The sequence below is a fragment of the Pseudarthrobacter sp. CCNWLW207 genome (assembly GCF_037203945.1).
GTDB lineage: Bacteria > Actinomycetota > Actinomycetes > Actinomycetales > Micrococcaceae > Arthrobacter.
The window spans coordinates 45,962-62,704 of sequence record NZ_JBBCBS010000008.1; the positions used below are offsets into that span (position 1 = coordinate 45,962).

The window sequence follows — 16,743 nt, forward strand, 5'->3', positions numbered from 1 at the left end:
CTGTGGGCACTGAAATCTTACGAATGACCGCCTGCTCTTACTTTTGACAATCGAATCCCTGACGTTGCGGAGATACCAGTGATCACAGTCCTTGCCGTGCACTTTGCGGTGGCTGCTGTGGCGCCGTTTCTGTTCAGGGCCTGGGGGCGGAACGCGTTTTATGCGCTGGCTGCAATCCCGGCGGCGTCATTCTTCTGGCTGTTGCTGCAGCACGGGGCCGTCTACTCGAACTCCGGCCCGGTTGACGAGGTATTCCCTTGGATTCCGGGCCTCAAGCTGGAGTTCGCCTTCCGGATGGACGCCCTTGCCTGGGTGATGTCGCTCCTGGTGCTGGGGGTCGGTGCCCTGGTGCTGGTCTACTGTGCGCGGTACTTCAAGAAAAAAGACCAGGACCTTGGCGGTTTCGGCGCCCAACTCCTGGCCTTCGCCGGAGCCATGTTCGGCCTGGTGGTGGCGGACGACCTCCTCCTGCTGTTCATCTTCTGGGAACTCACCACCATCCTGTCCTACCTGCTGATTGGATTCGCCCGCACGCGGCTTGCCGCCCGCCGCTCCGCGCTGCAGGCACTGATGGTCACCACCGCCGGCGGTCTCGCCATGCTGGTGGGTCTGATCATGCTCGGCTACAGCGCGGGCACGTACCGGATCTCAGCAATCCTGGCGCAGTCTCCCGAGCTGGTAGCCGGGCCAACCGGCTCAGCGGTGGGTGCCGCCGTCGTCCTCATCCTGGTGGGTGCCATCACCAAATCCGCGCTGGTCCCCTTCCACTTCTGGCTTCCCGGTGCCATGGCTGCCCCCACGCCCGTCAGCGCCTACCTGCACGCCGCGGCGATGGTCAAAGCCGGCATCTACCTCGTGGCACGGCTGGCGCCCGGCTTCGCGGAAACCCCCTATTGGCAGCCGGTTGTCCTAGGGCTCGGGCTGGCCACCATGCTGGTGGGCGGGTACCGGGCGCTCCGCCAGACCGATATCAAGCTGATCCTTGCGTACGGCACCGTCAGCCAGCTGGGCTTCCTGACCATGGTGGTGGGCCTTGGCACCCCCGACGCCGCGCTGGCCGGACTTGCGATGCTGCTCGCTCACGGGCTGTTCAAGGCCACTCTGTTCCTGGTGGTAGGTATCATCGACCACCAGTCCGGGACCCGCGACGTCCGGAAGCTGTCCGGCGTCTTCACCTCGTCCCGGGCCCTCGGGATCGTGGCCGGCATCGGCGCCGCGTCCATGGCCGGCGTCCCGCTGCTCGCCGGGTTCGTGGCCAAGGAATCGGTCCTGGAAGCCTTCGTCCACCACGCGCAGAGCGGTCCGTGGGGCTTGGTGGTGCTCGCGGGCATCGTCCTGGGTTCCATCCTGACCTTCGCCTACAGCGCCCGTTTCATGTGGGGCGCCTTTGCCGCCAAGCCCGGAGTTGACCGGACCCCGTTCAAGGCCGTCCGGCCATCCTTCCTCGCCGCTCCTGCCCTCCTGAGCCTCCTGACCATCGTCTACGGCCTGTGGCCGGCACCGGTGGATGCGTGGATCCAGCCGTACGCCGCGCTGTTTGCCTCCACCGCGCCCGACGCCGGGACCCCAGCCGAGCAGGCAGGGCACCTTGCGCTGTGGCATGGCATGACCCCAGCCCTGGGTTTGACGGCTGTCACGTTCGCGCTGGGCCTGGCGATGTACTTTGGCCATACCCTGGTGGCGCGGGTGCAGGACCGCGTGCCGGGCTGGATCGACGCCGACCGCGCCTACCAGTACACCATCGGCGCGCTGGACGACACCGCTGTCTGGATCACCGGCCGCACCCAGCGTGGTTCGCTCTACTTCTACTTGGCGGTCATCCTTTCCGTGGCCTGCGTCCTGCCGCTCGTCGCCATGCTGGCCTCCAACAAGCCGCTTCCGGACAACCTCTATTTCATCGATCCCAATTCGCCGCTGCAGCTGGTGGCGGCCGCGGGCATCGTGATCGGCGCCCTCGCGGCCGTCAAGGCAAACAAGCGGTTCCTTGCGGTGTTGATGGTCTCGGTGACGGGCTACGGCATTGCCCTGATGTTCGCCCTGCAGGGTGCCCCGGACCTGGCACTCACCCAGATGCTGGTGGAAACCATCATTTTGGTGGCCTTTGTCCTTGCCATGCGCAGCCTGCCGGCAGAGCTCCGGGACCGCACCGGCGGCAAATACCGGGTGGTGCGCGTCATCATCGGGCTGGGCTTCGGCGTCACGATGATTTTTGCCGCCATCTACGCCATGGGCGCCCGGATCGCCACGCCGGTTTCGCTGGAATTCCCCCGCCTCGCCTACGAGGGCGGCGGCGGGCTGAACATCGTCAACGTGACGTTGGTGGACATCCGCGTCTGGGATACGTTTGGCGAAATTTCGGTCCTTGCCCTCGCCGCCACCGGTGTGGCCAGCCTGATCTTCGTCCGCAGCCGCGGAGACCGCATCCTGATGTCCGCCGATGTTGCCGAGGGCACCGTGGGCAGGCACCCCGGCGTCGATCCTGGCTCCCGTGACGCCGCCGCGCTGGCCATCAGCAGGAAGTTCGCCGCGTCCACCCGGGACGCCTGGATTGTGGCCGGCAGGACGCTGGCCCCGGAACGGCGTTCGATCATTTTCGAAGTGGTCACCAGGCTGATTTTCCACTCCATGATCATCTTCTCCCTGTACCTGCTGCTGGCGGGGCACAACCTGCCCGGCGGCGGTTTCGCCGGTGGACTCACCGCCGGCCTGGCGCTGACCATCCGCTACCTGGCCGGTGGCCGTTTTGAACTGCGGGAAGCCACCCCTATCAGCGCCGGGACCCTCCTGGGCATCGGACTTGCGACTGCTGCCGCCTCAGGCGTGGTGCCGCTCCTGCTAGGCGGCCAGGTCTTCCAGACGGCCATCATCGAACTGTGGCTGCCCGTTTTCGGCGACATCAAGTTCGTCACCTCCACTATCTTCGACATCGGCGTCTACATCGTGGTGGTGGGCCTGGTGCTGGACGTGCTGCGCAGCCTGGGCGCCGAGATCGATGAAAACGTCGAAACTCAAGCGACGGCCCCGGCCGAGGAACAGGAACCACTGGGCGTCCCTGCCGAAACCACAGCGAGGGGCCAGTCATGAGCGTCAACCTGACCCTCTTGGCCGTGATGGGGGCACTCTACGCCTGCGGGATCTACCTCCTCCTGGAACGCAGCCTGACCCGCGTCCTGCTGGGCCTGATGCTCCTCGCCAATGCCACGAATTTACTGATCCTCGCCACTGGCGGATACGCAGGTCTCGCGCCGTTGTACGCCAAGGACACGCCCGCGCAGGACTACAACGACCCCCTTCCGCAGGCGCTCATCCTTACGTCCATCGTCATCTCCTTCGCGGTGACGGCTTTTATGTTGGGCATCATCTACCGCACCTGGGTCCTGGCCCGGCAGGATGAGATCCAGGACGACGTCGAAGACCTCCGCGTCGCCGAGACGCCCAGCTTCGACGCCGAGGACGACGCCGAGATCCCCATGGAGACCTCCGAGTTTCCCCTGACCATGGTCGGCGGCGACGGCCGTTCGGTGTCTGACCAGGCCTTGACCCGGGCCGGCGGGGAATCGGCCGGGAGCACCATCGCGGCCGGTGCCAAGAGGATTGATGCCATCGACGCCGCGGCCGAAGAGCAGCCAGGCTCCCAAAACGTCACCCCAGGCCCCGAAGGAGGTGTGAAGTGAACATCGCAAGCTTTGCCCCGCTCGCCGTCGTACTTCCCATCCTTGGCGCCGCCCTGACCTTTGTGCTGATCCGGCACTCACGGGCCCAGCGGACCGTGAGCATCGCACTGCTTTCCCTCACCCTCGCGCTTGAGTGCCTCCTCCTCGCCTCCGTCTGGGAAGGCGGTACCGCCGCGGTGAACATCGGCGGCTGGCTGCCGCCCTGGGGCATCGTGATGGTGGTGGACCAGTTCTCCTCCCTGATGCTGGTGGTTTCGTCGGCCGTGAGCCTCGCGGTGCTCGTGTACGCCACCGGGCAGGGCATGGCCGACGGCGACCACGACGCCCCCGTCTCGATCTTTCACCCGACCTACCTGATCCTGGTGGCCGGTGTGTCCAACGCCTTCCTGTCCGGTGACCTCTTCAACCTGTATGTGGGGTTCGAGATCCTGCTGACGGCAAGCTACGTCCTGATGACGCTGGGCGGCACCGGCCCCCGGATCCGTGCGGGCGTCACCTACGTGGTGGTGTCCGTGGTCTCCTCGGTGCTGTTCCTGATCTCCATCGCCATGGTTTACGGAGCCACCGGAACGGTGAACATGGCCGATCTCGCGATCAAGCTCGCAGACCTGGACCAAGGCACCAAAACCCTCCTGCACGTGATGCTGCTGGTGGCATTCGGCATCAAGGCGGCCGTGTTCCCACTGTCCTTCTGGCTGCCTGACTCCTACCCCACCGCCCCGGCGCCGGTCACTGCAGTGTTCGCTGGCCTGCTCACCAAGGTGGGCGTCTACGCGATGGTCCGCACCGAGACACTCCTGTTCCCCGGCGACTCCCTCAACACACCACTTATGGTGGCGGCGTTGCTCACCATGGTGGTGGGCATCCTCGGCGCCCTGGCGCAAAGCGACATCAAACGTCTGTTGTCCTTCACCCTGGTCAGCCATATCGGCTACATGGTATTCGGCCTGGCCATGTCCTCAGTGGCCGGGCTGGGCGCGGCCGTGTTCTACGTGGCCCACCACATCACCATTCAGACCAGCCTCTTCCTGGTCACCGGCCTCATCGAACGCCGCGGCGGCAGCTCCTCCATTGACCGGCTGGCCGGGCTGGCCAAACTGTCGCCCCTGCTGGCACTGCTGTTCTTTATCCCGGCCATGAACCTGGCGGGGATACCGCCGTTCTCCGGATTCCTGGGGAAGGTTGGCCTCATGCAGGCCGGCATCGAGCTCGGCACGCCGTTGGCGTACACCCTGGTGATAGGAGGCGTGCTCACCAGCCTGCTGACCCTGCTGGCCGTCGCCAGGGTATGGAACCGCGCCTTCTGGCGCAAACCGTCCGACGCCGAGCACCCCGACCCCGTGCTCCTCGCCCCGCGCGAGACCTCCGATACCGGGCGCCGGGGAGGCCGCAACAACGTCACACTGCTGCCGCGCACCATGGTGGGCTCCACCTTTGGACTGGTGCTGCTGGGCGTCTCGCTCACGGTCTTTGCCGGTCCGCTGTTCAAGGTCTCGGACCAGGCCGCCGCTGACATGCTGGACAGGTCCTCCTACATCCAGGCTGTCCTGGGCGAAGAAACGGCGGTTCCCCTCATCCTGAGCTCCGGAGGCGGCAAGTGAGCCGCCGGCGGATCTCCCTGCGCCAGGAGCTCCCGCTCCTGGTTTGGCTGGTCATCGTCTGGGGCGCGCTCTGGCAGGACTTCAGCCCGGGCAACCTCCTCTTCGGGGCCCTCCTCGCTGTGGCCGTGGCCCGGATGTTCTACCTTCCCCCAGTGGAACTGAGCGGCCGCTTTAATGTCCTCCACGCAGTTCCCTTCGCGCTGATGTTCTTGGGGAAGGTGATGGCCGCGAGCTTCCAGGTGATGTACCTGGCGGCCGTCCGAGGCCCTTCGGTGCGGAACGCCGTCGTCGCCGTTCCGCTACGGAGCCATGAGGACCTGATGGTGACCGCCACCGGGCACGTCATCTCCCTGATTCCCGGATCCCTGGTGGTGGAGGTGGACCGCTCCACGTCCACGCTTTACCTCCACTGCCTGAACATCGGCACTCCGGAAGAGGTGGAAAGTCTCCGCCGGGAAGTCCGGGACATCGAAGCCGGGCTCATTCGGATCATGGGAAGCCAGGAAGAACTGGACGCAATCAGAGCGGAGGCTGCAGCATGATGGAGATCGTCCTGGCCGTCACGGCAGTCATCCTTTCGCTGGCGGCCGCCGGAGCCATCATCAGGATCGCGCGGGGGCCTTCGCTGCTGGACCGGGTGTTGGCCTCGGACGTGCTGCTGGCCATCCTCGGTGCGGCCTTATGCATCGACATGGCCGTGAACCGGCACCTGAACAACCTCATGCTGCTGGTGGCGTTGTCCATCATTGGGTTTATCGGTTCGGTGACCGTGGCCCGCTTCGTGGCAGACCGGCGGGAGCAGCCCCATGAGTCCTGAGCCCGCCGTGCTGGACATCGTCATTGACTCCGTGTCCGCCGTTTTCATGATCGTGGGCGCGCTGATGTCCTTGGCCGCCGCAGTGGGCCTGCTGCGGTTCCCTGATCTCCTGAGCCGGATGCACGCCGCCACCAAACCCCAGGTCCTGGGCCTGTTCTTGCTGCTGGCGTCCATCGGCCTGCAGTTGCGCACCTGGTGGGTGTGGCCGGTGCTGCTGGTGGCCTGGATCTTCCAGCTGCTGACCGTGCCCGTGTCTGCGCACATGGTGGGCCGGGCCGGTTACCGGACCAAGCACCTGCACCGCGAGCTGCTCAGCTCCGACGAGCTCGAGGCCGTGGTGCAGAAAGCCGCCGCCAAAGCTTCCCGGGAGGATGCTTCCGACGGCGGCCGGCCGGACTGATCGCAGCCCGGCTTTTCCTGCGCCTAGACGATGTCCTGGCTCTTGGCGAAGCGCGTGATGGCCCGCTGCGTGCCGCGGTTGGCGAGGACCTGGATGACGGCGCTGACAGAGGCGGACACCAGCGCGAAGGTCAACGCGGTCCGCAGCGTGGTGGGGACATCGTCCTTGCCGCCCTTTGGTGGCTTCTTGCCGGTGGTCTTTTCCCAGATCGCGTCAACGGCCTTGGTGCCGGCGAACCCGGCAAGCAGGCTGATGCCCGTGCCCAGCAGCTTGATGAAGAAGTTCATTCCCGTGCTCCTTGCGTCGTGAATTCAGGACTTCTCCTAGCCTAGCGTCATCGGCCAGCGTGACAGCCCGCCTGCCGGGCCCGCCTGAAGCCCCTCCGGCGGTTCGCTACGGAGCCGGCACCAGGCCCTCCCAGGCCACGGTCCAGCTTGCCGGGAAGCCCGGGGCGTGCCGGTCCGGGCCGCCGTCCCACCCCGCCGCCATCAGGGCGACGGCGGCCAGGAGTCCGCCGTTTCCTGGCAGGTAGAGGGGAAGGGAATCTGTCTGCCGGTTGTGTCCGTTCGGCAGGACCGTGTTTTTCCCGGCCCCTTGCAGGAGGGCGTCGACGGCGGTTTCCGGGTCCTCCAGCCGTGCGGCGGTCATGGCCATCACGGGGTAGTCCCAGCCCCAGGTGCTGTCCCAGTCCCAGGTGGCCAGCACGTCGGCGAGCGTGGCGCGCATGATCTCCGGGTCGATCAGGCCTGTCTGCGGCAGCACGCCCAGTGCGCACAGCATGGACGGATGGTCCGTGCGGATAGTGAAGGGTTCGACGTCGATCGCGGCGTAGACGCCGTTGACGGTCCGCGGGCGGACCATGCCGTCCGCAACGGCCTGCCAGTCCGGGCGGTCGGGAAGGCCCAGGCGTTCACGCCAGGTGTTGGCGGTGCGGAGCGCCCATTGCCAGTACGCCAGCTCGAACGTGGGGTTGGTGACCGTCCCGCGGATGGCTTCATAACTTTCCTGGGCGGGGATCAGCGGAGGCCCAAGCTCAAAGCCACGTGCCGTGGGGTGCGCGAAGCTTGCCATGAACTCGGCGGTTTCGAACACAATCTCCGAAAATTCCTCCAGCAATGTCCGCGAGGGCACCGCCCGGTACGCCAGCTCGGCCAGGTGGATGGGGTGCGGCTGCTGCCAGATCAGGAAGGTGCCGATCGGGCTGGGGCTTTCCCGCCCGTCCGGTCCCACCTGCTTGGGCCAGCGGACGCCGTCGAACCCTTGGGCTTTGGCCGTCTGCCGCGCAGACTCGAGGATGGTTTGGTACCAGCGGAGGCTGGGGAGCAGCAGTTCCGTGCGGTTCCAGTGGGCGAAATGCGCGGCGTGCCACCAGTGCATCTCCAGGTGGAAGCGGCCCCGCCAGGAGTTGCACACCAGCCCGGTCTCCTGTGGTGGCAGGGATCCGGCGCAGTTGATCGCCGTGAGGTACTGGGACAGGACGATCCTGCGCTCAAGTTCAGCCGCCCGCGGGTCGGGTGTGCCATGGAGTTCGACGGCGCCGCCGGACTGCCAGAACTTCCGCCAGTGGTCGCGGGAGGCCTGGGCGACGGCGGTTCCAGTCCCAGTCGAGGGTGCGCCGCCAGAGCTGCGCAGGATGCATTCGCCCTGCCCGGTGCTGGTGAACTGGACGGCCAGGTCAAGGACGTCCTGGCCGGCGTCGGCGCCAAGCAGCAGGTTATGGGCCCCCGACTGGTCCAGCCGGAGGTTCCTCCCGGACACCGTCACCTGGTACCCCGATCCGTCCAGGTCGCGGTCCACCGTCCAGTGCTGGAGGCCGTCCGCTCCGCCCGTTGGTTCCGCCAAGGTAGTGGTGTGGTCCGCGGGACGGTTCCAGTCCGCGGCGTCATGCCACGCCTCGGACCCGTAGGGGAAGGCGAACGTGACCACCAGCCCGTGCTGGAGGGCCGCGGACTCCACGATCAGGCCGATCTGGTCCCGGTCCGGATGGCAGGCCGTGATGACCTTGACGGGATGGCCCCGGAGGCTGAACGTGCTGGTGACCGTCCCGGTCCAGAGGTCCAGGGTCTGGACGGGGTCGACGACGTCTGCCCCGGTGAGCGGCCGAGGCGCCCCGGCCCCGGCCCGATCCGTCCACGCGAACCCGATCCGGCCCAGGTCCAGGCGGTGCGGGTTCGCCCGCAGCCAGGTCTCGGCGCGGGACGCCTTAGTCTCCCGGCCTTCCACGATGTCGCCCACCATGTCCAGGTAAGGGACCGGGCCCCGCGCGGAATCGTACAGAACCGTGGAACTGGCCAGGCTGTACTCCTCGGACGCGGGGATGGAGTGCCAGCCCCATTGGGACTGCGAGCCGAGCAGCGTGCCGGGCGGCCCTCCTACGGGGTACTCGGCCGGGAGGCTCTGGAGCCCGGTGAGGTCTACCGTGAAGCAGAACTCGCCGTTGCCCACGGAAACCGGGCTGCGGGGATCAAGGCTCCGCTGCTCCACGTTGTGCCGGCGGACCAGGGCTTGACGGTCGATGGTGTGCTGGCTGCTCAAATGCCCGCCCTCCTGAAGGCTGCCGGATTTGACGGCGGCTTCCACGGCTGCGCCAGTGAGAAAACGCTTACCGGATCGACTTCATCCTCGTGTCGTCAGGGGGAGCGTGTCAACTTCGGGAGTGTCAGGAAGCCCAGCCCAGGGGCACGCTTACTCGGCCCGCATGGACCCCAGGATTTCGCGCAGGGCCTCCACCACGAGGTCGTGGTCCTGCTGCTGAGGCAGCCCGGAAACGGTGACAGTGGCTACAGCACCCACCCCGGCCACGTACACCGGGAAGGAGCCGCCGTGTGGCGCGTAGGTGGACTCGTCGAACCAGCCGTGGTCCTCGATCCGGCCGCCGTGCAGCCTGCCGCGGAGTCCCACCAGCAATGACGGGATCTCATACCGGGCGGCGGTACGCTGCTTGGCCCGGATCCAGTGCTCGTTGTCCGGGGTGGCGCCATCCAAGGCCACGTGGAAGAGCACTTGTTCGCCCTTGGTAATGTCGATCGCGATGGGAAGCCGCCGCGTCTTCCCCAGCTCCACCAGGAGCAACCCCAGATTGAGGGAATCGTCCTTGGTGAAATGCGGAAACTGCAGCTCGGTGATCTCGGCCTCGATCCGGTCAATCAGGGCCTCGAGCAGGCCTGATGGCTGGGGCAGCCTTGAGTCGGGATTGAACGCAGTCACAGTCGGGTTGTTGGCAGTCATGGCCCACAATCTACCGCCCCAGCGGTGTAAACTGGACCACGCCCATCAGGGCAGAATATTCAAAGACCAGCTTTATTAACGACAGGGGAGCGCCGCCGTCGGGCATCACTGGCATTGCCAGGGAACCGCAGGTGGGCGCTGAGAGTGCGGGACAGCCGCAGACCCTCGAACCTGATCCGGTTAGTACCGGCGCAAGGGAGTCGAGTTCTCGAAGTGTGCGGTAACCGGCGGCAAGCCGACCGCCGGAACACTTTCCCCTCCTGTTCCTCAGGAGGATCACATGAGCACTGCAGCAATCAAAAAGACCGGCTACACCTGGCGCATCGTTGACATCGTGGTGGCCGCCCTCATCGCCATCGCCGGCGGCGTGATCTTCTGGGCGTGGTCCCAGGGCGCCGCCGCGGTTTCGCCGCCCATGAACGCCGTCTACCCGCCGCTGACCGGCCTCATCGCCGGCGGCTGGATGATCCCCGCCGTGCTGGGCATGCTGATCATCCGCAAGCCGGGCGCCGCGCTCTTCTGCGAAACGGTGGCCGCCATGGGTGAACTGATCATGGGCTCGCCGTACGGCGCCTCCGTGCTGTTTTCCGGCTTCGTCCAGGGCCTGGGTGCCGAGATCATCTTCGCCATCTTCGTCTACAAGAAGTTCAACCTGCCCGTCGCCCTGCTGGCCGGCGCTGCGGCCGGGCTGTTCTGCGGCCTGAACGACTCCTTCGCCCCCTGGGGCTGGAACATCGCCTACGCCGCCGGTGACAAGCTCGCGTACATCGTATTTACCGCCATCTCGGGCGCGATCATCGCCGGCGCGCTGTCCTGGATCGCCACGCGCGGCCTGGCCAGGACCGGTGTGCTGAGCTCCTTCGCGTCCCGCAAGGCTGCGTCGGAGCCCGCCTTCTCCTAATGCCCGCAGCCTACGACGACGGCACAGCCGCTGCGATGCGGCCCGCCGCCGTCACTGCCCGCGGTTGGGGGTGGCGGCACGCCGGCCGGTCCCGGCCTGCGGTCCACGCCCTGGACCTGGACATCAAGCCCGGGGAGCGTGTGCTCCTGCTGGGCCCGTCAGGGGCGGGCAAATCCACGCTGCTCCACGCCCTCGCGGGGGTGCTGGGGGATATGAACGACGACGGCGAAGCGGGCGATTCCGACGAATCCGGTTCGCTGCGGATCGACGGCGCGTCCCCCCGTGAGCGGCGCGGCCGCGCCGGGCTGGTGCAGCAGGATCCCGAAACGCAGGTGGTCCTCTCCCGGCTCGGCGACGACGTCGCCTTCGGCGCCGAGAACCTCGCCGTGCCGCGCGATGCGATCTGGGCGCGCGTGCACGAGGCGCTTGACGACGTCGGGCTCTCCCACCTGCCGCTGGACCACCCGACGTCGGCCCTTTCCGGCGGGCAGAAGCAGCGCCTGGCGCTCGCCGGCATCCTGGCCATGCGGCCCGGGCTGATCCTCTTGGACGAGCCCACGGCCAACCTGGACCCCACCGGGGTCCTCGAGGTCCGCGACGCCGTCGGACGCTGCCTGGACAAGACCGGGGCCACGCTGGTTGTGGTGGAGCACCGCGTGTCCGTCTGGAAGGACCTCGTGGACAGGATCGTGGTGCTGCAGCCAGGCTCCGCAACCGATCCCGCAGTGCTGCTGGACGGGCCGCCGGACCAGGTCCTCGCCGAGGCGAGGGACATGCTGATTGCTGCCGGTGTGTGGGTCCCCGGCTTTGTTCCGGCCACGCGGAACCGGACTTCCGGCGGCTCCGGGGACCTGTTGCTGGCGGCCGAGGACCTTGCCGTTTCGCGGGAGCGGCCTCGCCGCCGCCGCTTCAAAGCGATCCCTCCGGTTCCGGTCCAGCAGGGCATCTCGGCGCAAGTTCGCGCCGGGCAGGCGCTCACCATCACAGGTCCGAACGGTGCGGGAAAATCCACATTCGCGCTGACCCTGGCCGGCCTGCTGGCACCCGTAGGGGGAAACGTTTCGGCCACCGTGGACCTGAGCCAGGGCGCAGGCATCGACCCCTACAAATGGAAGGCGGACCAGCTGATCGCCCGCATCGGAACCGTCTTCCAGGAGCCAGAGCACCAGTTTGTCACGGGCAATGTCCTGGACGAGCTGATGTTCGGCCCCAGGCATCTTGGCCACGGCGAGGAACGGGTGGATGAGCTCCTCCAGCGGCTTCGGCTGACCGAACTCGTGGACGCCAACCCCTACACGCTCTCCGGCGGTGAGAAGCGCCGGCTGTCCGTGGCCACGGTGCTCGCCGCCCACCCGCAGGTGCTGGTCCTGGACGAGCCAACCTTCGGCCAGGACGCCAACACCTGGGCCGAGCTCGCGTCCTTCCTCTCCGAACTGCTCGACGCCGGCACCGCCGTGGTATCCGTAACGCACGATGCCGAATTCAGCACGGCCCTGGGCGGCGCCGAGCTCCGGCTGGGCACCACCGAAGCGGTGGCCCCATGAGGCAGGAACTGACCCTGCGGGGGAACCAAGCACTGCTGACCCGCGCCAATCCGCTGAGCAAGTTCGCCGCCGTCGTCTTCATGACCGTGGTGCTGGCGCTGTCCATCGACTGGGTCTCCGCCTCCGTGGCGCTCTTCTGCGAACTGCTGCTCTTCCCGCTCGCAGGACTGACCCTGACGTTGCTGTGGCAGCGCGGCTGGCCGCTGATCCTGGCGGCCGCCGTGGGTGGCTGGAGCACCTCGATTTTGGCTCCGGACAGCGGAAGGGTACTGCTCGACGTCGGCATCTGGTCCATGAGCGAAGGCTCCCTGGAGCTGGGGCTGGGCTTTATGCTCCGCGGCTTGGCGATCGCGTTGCCGGCCGTCCTCCTCATGAGCTGCACCGATCCCACCGACCTCGCCGATGCGCTGGCCCAGAAGGCCCGGCTGTCGCACCGGTTCGTGCTGGGGACGCTCGCGGCCATGCGGCTTGTTGGCCTGATGGCCGAGGAGTGGCAGACCATTGGGATGGCCCGCCGCGCCCGCGGCGTTGGCTCGCGCGGCAACCCGGCGCAACGGATGAAAGCCACCCTGGGCCAGAGTTTCGGCCTCCTGGTCCAGGCCATCCGCAGGGCGTCACGGCTCGCGGTCACCATGGAGGCGCGTGGCTTCGGCGGCGGGGACCGGACTTGGGCACGTGAATCCACCTACAGCAGGCTCGACGTGTGGGTCCTGGCAGGCGGGGCCCTGATGGCTACAGCGGCCGTGGCCGCCGCCGTGTTTGCCGGCACGTGGAGTTTCGTCGGCGGCTAGTCCTGGAGAGAACGTATGGCGTTCATCGGGAAGTAGCCGCCGTCAGCGCGACGCTCAGATGCAGGAGTGGTTGTAGTCGAATTCCCCGGACACGAACTGGGTGAGTGCGACCTTGCCGCCGGCGGTGAGCGGGGCATCCGAGCAGATCGCCTTGGCCCCTGTTGCGGTGCGGGCACCTGCCAGCCAGCTGGGCAGGGTGTAAAGGCTGCTGGAGTTGCTGACAGTGCCTACGATCTGTCCCCATTGGTACCCGCTGGAGTAGATGCCGACGTCGGCGCCGATGCCGTGGAAGAAATCGGTCATACCCTCGAGGACTGCGCGGTTCCAGTTCCTGTTGCCCGACCATGAGTTGCCGGTTTCGACGTCGAGCCACCATACATACTCCGAGGGCTTGCTGATGCCGCGGAGGTACGCGTCGTCGTAGGCCTTGGCATAGCCGTACATGTAAGAGCAGGCTTCGGTAACCTCCGGATCGTCAGTGCTGTTCCTTGCGCAGTCACCGTACGGATTGTGGACCGGCTTTGCGGCGGGGTAGTCATTGCTGGTGGGCCACCACGAGCCTGTCAGCCCGGGATTGGCTGTATTGACGTAGAGCGCAACGGTTGGCTGGGCGGTGGGGTTTTCTGCGCGGTCCCCGTTGGCGTCGATGGCGTTCGCCCACTTCAACTGCTCCGCGAGGCAAGGGTTCGTTGCGTTGGCACGGCCGTTGTTGACCCCGACAATGGCGAAGGCCGCGCCCCTGGGGAGTTGTTTGTTGCACTGTGGCCAGGAGACGTCGTTGCCCAGCAGCGATGGGCTGCCTTCGCCGGGGGATTGCACTGCGGCAACCGGGGGCGCGAACACCATGCCAAACACCAGGGCCAGGCCGAGTGCCAGGGCGCAAGGCATCAGCCTCAGCGCACCCGTTGAGGTGGGTAACGTTCCCGGCACAGCTCTGTGCATGGGACCTCCGTCCTAGCCCGGCGGGCAGGTCTTTTCAGTCTCCTCTTCCCCAGCGACGCGGGTCAAGGGCGCCGCGGGTAGCCAAGGCTATCGCATGAGGTGGGTTCTTTACGATCCTGACCTTCCAACTGAGAGTGTGTGCGTGGCAAAATAGCTCATTTATGATATTTTTTTCATATGACTCAGGAAACTGCTGAACACGTTGCCGCAACGCTCCGGGAGGCCCGCAGCCAGAAAGGCTGGACCCAGGGACAGCTGGCCGCCGAGCTTGGAACCAGCCAAAGTGCCGTCGCACGGATGGAACAGGGGAAACAGAACCTGAGCCTGAAAATGATCCAGCGGCTGGAGGCCATTTTCGGTCTCAGCATTGTCAAAGTGGGCACATCCCAGATGACGCATCTGCGGGTCGAGGGTGCCCGCACGCTGTCCGGGTCGGTGGACGTGAACAGCAGCAAGAACGCCGGCGTCGCGCTGCTCTGTGCCAGCCTCATCAACCGCGGCACCACGGTCCTGCGCCGCCTGGCCCGGATTGAGGAAGTCAATCGAATCGTCGAGGTCCTGAGCAGCATCGGCGTCGAGTGCACCTGGCTCAACGACACCGACCTCCAGCTTCGCCGCCCCGCCGCCCTGGACCTGGCGGCCATGGATGTGGAAGCGGCACGCCGCACGCGGAGCGTCATTATGCTGCTCGGCCCGCTCCTGGACGAGGCCGGGGAATACCGCCTTCCGTACGCCGGCGGCTGTGATCTGGGCACCCGCACAGTGGAGCCGCACATGCAGGCGTTGCGCCAGTTTGGGCTTTCGGTGGAGGCCACCGCTGGTTTCTACACGGTCCAGGCGCCGGAAGAGGACACCCTCGACCGCTCCTTCGTGCTGACTGAGCGCGGTGACACGGTCACCGAGAACGCGATCATGGCAGCGGCCCACCGCCGCGGCACTACCGTGATCCGGAACGCAAGCCCCAACTACATGGTCCAGGACCTCTGCTTCTACCTGCAGATGCTGGGAGTGAGCATCGACGGCGTGGGCACCACCACCTTGAAGATCACCGGGCAGCCGCACATCGACGTCGACATTGAATATTTCCCGTCCGAGGATCCCATCGAGGCGATGAGCCTGATCACGGCCGGCATCGTCACCAACTCGGAGGTGACCATCCGCCGCGTCCCCATCGAGTTCATGGAAATTGAGCTGGCAACGCTGGGGCAGATGGGCCAGAAGCTGGAGGTTTCCGGAGAGTACATGGCCCGCAATGGCCGAACCCGCCTGGTGGATGTCACAACCAAGCCGTCCGAGCTGCGGGCGCCCGAGGACAAAATCCACCCCATGCCGTTCCCCGGGCTGAACATCGATAACCTGCCGTTCTTTGCGGTGATCGCGGCCAACGCCGAAGGCCAAACCATGATCCACGACTGGGTTTACGAGAACCGGGCCATCTACCTCACGGAGCTGAACCGGTTGGGTGCCCAAGTGCAGCTCCTGGACCCGCACCGGATCTACGTCACGGGGCCCACACGTTGGCGCGCGGCGGAGGTGGGCTGCCCGCCGGCACTCCGCCCGGCCGCTTGCCTGCTGCTGGCCATGCTGGCGGCCCGCGGCGTCTCCGAGCTGCGGAACATCTACGTGATCGAGCGCGGCTATGAGGACCTGGCCGAGCGGTTGAATACCATCGGGGCGAAAATCGAATACTTCCAGGACTGATTGTGAACGATTCTGCTCCATCATTCGGGGCGCCTGTCCGTTAGGCTGCGGAATCCCGGGGTTGCGGGCCCGCGCAGACGAAATGATGGGGCAGGATGCGTCACCCGCGGGGACGCCCGCGTTCCAGCACAGCGCGGATTTCCTTCAGGACCGTCTCCGGACTGTTCCAGATCTGCTCCGGAGCGTAGCTCAGGACAGAGTAGCCCTGGACCTGGGCGACGTTGGACCGGGACATATCCTTGCGCCAGGCCGCGCGTGAACTGTGGAACTGGAAGCCATTGATTTCGACAATCAGCCAACCGTCGATCAGGATGTCCACGCGCCCTACACCTGGTATCTGGACCTGCCTGCGGAACGCTAGCCCTGCCGATTCGAAAAGAAGTCTGGCACTGATCTCCGGCACCGACTCGGACAAGCCGTCTGCCTTCGCCAAACGCTTCCGCGCTGTTCCGAAATACTTGGCTGTCAGTTCGGATTCGAGGAGTGCGCGGTGAATCCCGTGCTGTTGCATGGCGGACTGCGCGATTGCCACAGCGTCGACTTCCGGGAGGCAGGTCAACGCGTGGATGACCGTGTCTTCCGGGCTGGCGATGGGCAGGCGCTGGTGTTGTTCGAAGCGGAGGCGGCCGTGCCTGGGGCGGCACCTGCTACGCCTGTGTCGGCTGGCCAGGTGCAGCCCGCCGGGCCTGTCTTTGAGCCATAGCCCGTAGTAGGACGCGCTTGAGGCGCAAGTCAGGAGCGAATCGTCGATGATTGCCTGCCTGAATTCGGGGTTCGCATCCGGTAGTGCCCAGACCCCTTTTCTGGGCTGGATGGCTCCGGCCGTTCCCAGGCTCCGCACGTCGCGGGCTGAGTACCCTTCCCGCCGCAGCGTGCCAACCCGCGCCACGCCGCCCAGGGATTTCAAAAAGTCCAAAGGATCCATGGATCGAGCTAGCCACGGTTTTGCCCGCGCCTGGCCGGTGGAGCGTCGCTATGTGGACAACCCCAACTGTGGAGGAGCTGTCCCCCCGGGGATTTTGCACCATCATTCGCGGGACCAGGACAACGCGCCCGGCCTTCAGGGCCCTCGTTGTCCCAAAGCAGGAATGATAGAGCAGAATGCGTCGAATAGTTCGCGGTTCGTCATGATCGGCCCCAACCC

The 16,743-nt window shown here is 66.3% G+C and carries 15 protein-coding genes and 1 riboswitch; of the genes, 10 read left to right on the forward strand and 5 right to left on the reverse strand.

Translation table 11 applies throughout. The features are described 5' to 3' along the window. Positions 1-78: 78 nt before the first annotated feature. The 6 genes from V9L17_RS14885 to mnhG are packed head-to-tail and all read left to right on the forward strand — an operon-like array spanning position 79 to position 6,492. Positions 79-3,084, forward strand: a complete 3,006-nt coding sequence (locus tag V9L17_RS14885) for a Na+/H+ antiporter subunit A (RefSeq protein ID WP_337352005.1) — start codon at positions 79-81, stop codon at positions 3,082-3,084. Next, entirely contained in the window at positions 3,081-3,674 is a 594-nt protein-coding gene (locus V9L17_RS14890) for a Na(+)/H(+) antiporter subunit C (RefSeq protein ID WP_337352006.1), read from the forward strand. Before V9L17_RS14885 ends, V9L17_RS14890 begins: the two co-directional genes overlap by 4 nt. Further along, on the forward strand, positions 3,671-5,275 hold the full coding sequence (locus V9L17_RS14895) for a Na+/H+ antiporter subunit D (RefSeq protein WP_337352007.1): 1,605 nt from the start codon (positions 3,671-3,673) through the stop codon (positions 5,273-5,275). The genes V9L17_RS14890 and V9L17_RS14895 overlap by 4 nt, the downstream gene beginning before the upstream one ends. Continuing rightward, entirely contained in the window at positions 5,272-5,817 is a 546-nt protein-coding gene (locus V9L17_RS14900) for a Na+/H+ antiporter subunit E (protein ID WP_337352008.1), read from the forward strand. Before V9L17_RS14895 ends, V9L17_RS14900 begins: the two co-directional genes overlap by 4 nt. Beyond that, on the forward strand, positions 5,814-6,092 hold the full coding sequence (locus V9L17_RS14905) for a monovalent cation/H+ antiporter complex subunit F (RefSeq protein ID WP_337347454.1): 279 nt from the start codon (positions 5,814-5,816) through the stop codon (positions 6,090-6,092). The genes V9L17_RS14900 and V9L17_RS14905 overlap by 4 nt, the downstream gene beginning before the upstream one ends. Continuing rightward, a complete protein-coding gene (mnhG, locus tag V9L17_RS14910; protein ID WP_337352009.1) occupies positions 6,082-6,492 on the forward strand; it encodes a monovalent cation/H(+) antiporter subunit G in 411 nt (136 codons plus the stop codon). The genes V9L17_RS14905 and mnhG overlap by 11 nt, the downstream gene beginning before the upstream one ends. 23 nt (positions 6,493-6,515) lie before the next feature. On the opposite strand, the gene V9L17_RS14915 is transcribed toward mnhG, so the two are convergent. The 3 genes from V9L17_RS14915 to V9L17_RS14925 all read right to left on the reverse strand — a co-directional run bounded on the left by V9L17_RS14915 (position 6,516) and on the right by V9L17_RS14925 (position 9,720). Beyond that, positions 6,516-6,779, reverse strand: coding sequence for a DUF4235 domain-containing protein (locus V9L17_RS14915; RefSeq protein ID WP_337352010.1), 264 nt, complete (start codon positions 6,777-6,779; stop codon positions 6,516-6,518). Positions 6,780-6,885: 106 nt separating this feature from the next. Further along, a complete protein-coding gene (locus V9L17_RS14920) occupies positions 6,886-9,027 on the reverse strand; it encodes a hypothetical protein (RefSeq protein WP_337352011.1) in 2,142 nt (713 codons plus the stop codon). Positions 9,028-9,177: 150 nt separating this feature from the next. After that, the gene (locus tag V9L17_RS14925; protein ID WP_337347450.1) at positions 9,178-9,720 is read right to left on the reverse strand and encodes a heme-degrading domain-containing protein; all 543 of its coding nucleotides are present in this window, start codon (positions 9,718-9,720) and stop codon (positions 9,178-9,180) included. Positions 9,721-9,793: 73 nt separating this feature from the next. Further along, positions 9,794-9,936, forward strand: a riboswitch (TPP riboswitch). A 64-nt stretch (positions 9,937-10,000) separates the two neighbouring features. On the opposite strand from V9L17_RS14925, the gene V9L17_RS14930 reads away from it, so the two are divergent. From V9L17_RS14930 to V9L17_RS14940, 3 genes are read left to right on the forward strand one after another with little or no spacing between them, the layout of a single operon-like run. Then, on the forward strand, positions 10,001-10,621 hold the full coding sequence (locus V9L17_RS14930; protein ID WP_337352012.1) for an ECF transporter S component: 621 nt from the start codon (positions 10,001-10,003) through the stop codon (positions 10,619-10,621). Further along, the gene (locus V9L17_RS14935) at positions 10,621-12,165 is read left to right on the forward strand and encodes an ABC transporter ATP-binding protein (protein ID WP_337352013.1); all 1,545 of its coding nucleotides are present in this window, start codon (positions 10,621-10,623) and stop codon (positions 12,163-12,165) included. The genes V9L17_RS14930 and V9L17_RS14935 overlap by 1 nt, the downstream gene beginning before the upstream one ends. After that, positions 12,162-12,956 (forward strand): energy-coupling factor transporter transmembrane component T family protein, encoded by a 795-nt coding sequence (locus V9L17_RS14940; RefSeq protein ID WP_337352014.1) that lies wholly within the window; start codon positions 12,162-12,164, stop codon positions 12,954-12,956. The genes V9L17_RS14935 and V9L17_RS14940 overlap by 4 nt, the downstream gene beginning before the upstream one ends. A gap of 54 nt (positions 12,957-13,010) precedes the next feature. Here the strand turns inward: V9L17_RS14940 and V9L17_RS14945 are convergent, their stop codons facing one another. Continuing rightward, positions 13,011-13,898 carry a hypothetical protein gene (locus V9L17_RS14945; protein WP_337352015.1) on the reverse strand — a complete coding sequence of 296 codons (888 nt, stop codon included), beginning with the start codon at positions 13,896-13,898 and terminating at the stop codon, positions 13,011-13,013. A gap of 177 nt (positions 13,899-14,075) precedes the next feature. Here V9L17_RS14945 and V9L17_RS14950 point away from each other — a divergent pair, with 177 nt between their 5' ends. Next, complete coding sequence (locus V9L17_RS14950; protein ID WP_337352016.1) at positions 14,076-15,599, forward strand: UDP-N-acetylglucosamine 1-carboxyvinyltransferase; 1,524 nt, start codon at positions 14,076-14,078, stop codon at positions 15,597-15,599. A 100-nt stretch (positions 15,600-15,699) separates the two neighbouring features. On the opposite strand, the gene V9L17_RS14955 is transcribed toward V9L17_RS14950, so the two are convergent. Next, a complete protein-coding gene (locus V9L17_RS14955) occupies positions 15,700-16,515 on the reverse strand; it encodes an endonuclease domain-containing protein (protein ID WP_337352017.1) in 816 nt (271 codons plus the stop codon). Positions 16,516-16,743: the final 228 nt, after the last annotated feature.

What these genes read in the sequence shown, in the direction of transcription:
- V9L17_RS14915 (WP_337352010.1), bottom strand. Translation starts at nt 6,779, where the DNA reads ATGAACTTCTTCATCAAGCTGCTGGGCACGGGCATCAGCCTGCTTGCC.
- V9L17_RS14930 (WP_337352012.1), top strand. Translation starts at nt 10,001, where the DNA reads ATGAGCACTGCAGCAATCAAAAAGACCGGCTACACCTGGCGCATCGTT.
- mnhG (WP_337352009.1), top strand. Translation starts at nt 6,082, where the DNA reads ATGAGTCCTGAGCCCGCCGTGCTGGACATCGTCATTGACTCCGTGTCC.
- V9L17_RS14890 (WP_337352006.1), top strand. Translation starts at nt 3,081, where the DNA reads ATGAGCGTCAACCTGACCCTCTTGGCCGTGATGGGGGCACTCTACGCC.
- V9L17_RS14950 (WP_337352016.1), top strand. Translation starts at nt 14,076, where the DNA reads ATGACTCAGGAAACTGCTGAACACGTTGCCGCAACGCTCCGGGAGGCC.
- V9L17_RS14935 (WP_337352013.1), top strand. Translation starts at nt 10,621, where the DNA reads ATGCCCGCAGCCTACGACGACGGCACAGCCGCTGCGATGCGGCCCGCC.
- V9L17_RS14905 (WP_337347454.1), top strand. Translation starts at nt 5,814, where the DNA reads ATGATGGAGATCGTCCTGGCCGTCACGGCAGTCATCCTTTCGCTGGCG.
- V9L17_RS14925 (WP_337347450.1), bottom strand. Translation starts at nt 9,720, where the DNA reads ATGACTGCCAACAACCCGACTGTGACTGCGTTCAATCCCGACTCAAGG.
- V9L17_RS14945 (WP_337352015.1), bottom strand. Translation starts at nt 13,898, where the DNA reads ATGCACAGAGCTGTGCCGGGAACGTTACCCACCTCAACGGGTGCGCTG.
- V9L17_RS14940 (WP_337352014.1), top strand. Translation starts at nt 12,162, where the DNA reads ATGAGGCAGGAACTGACCCTGCGGGGGAACCAAGCACTGCTGACCCGC.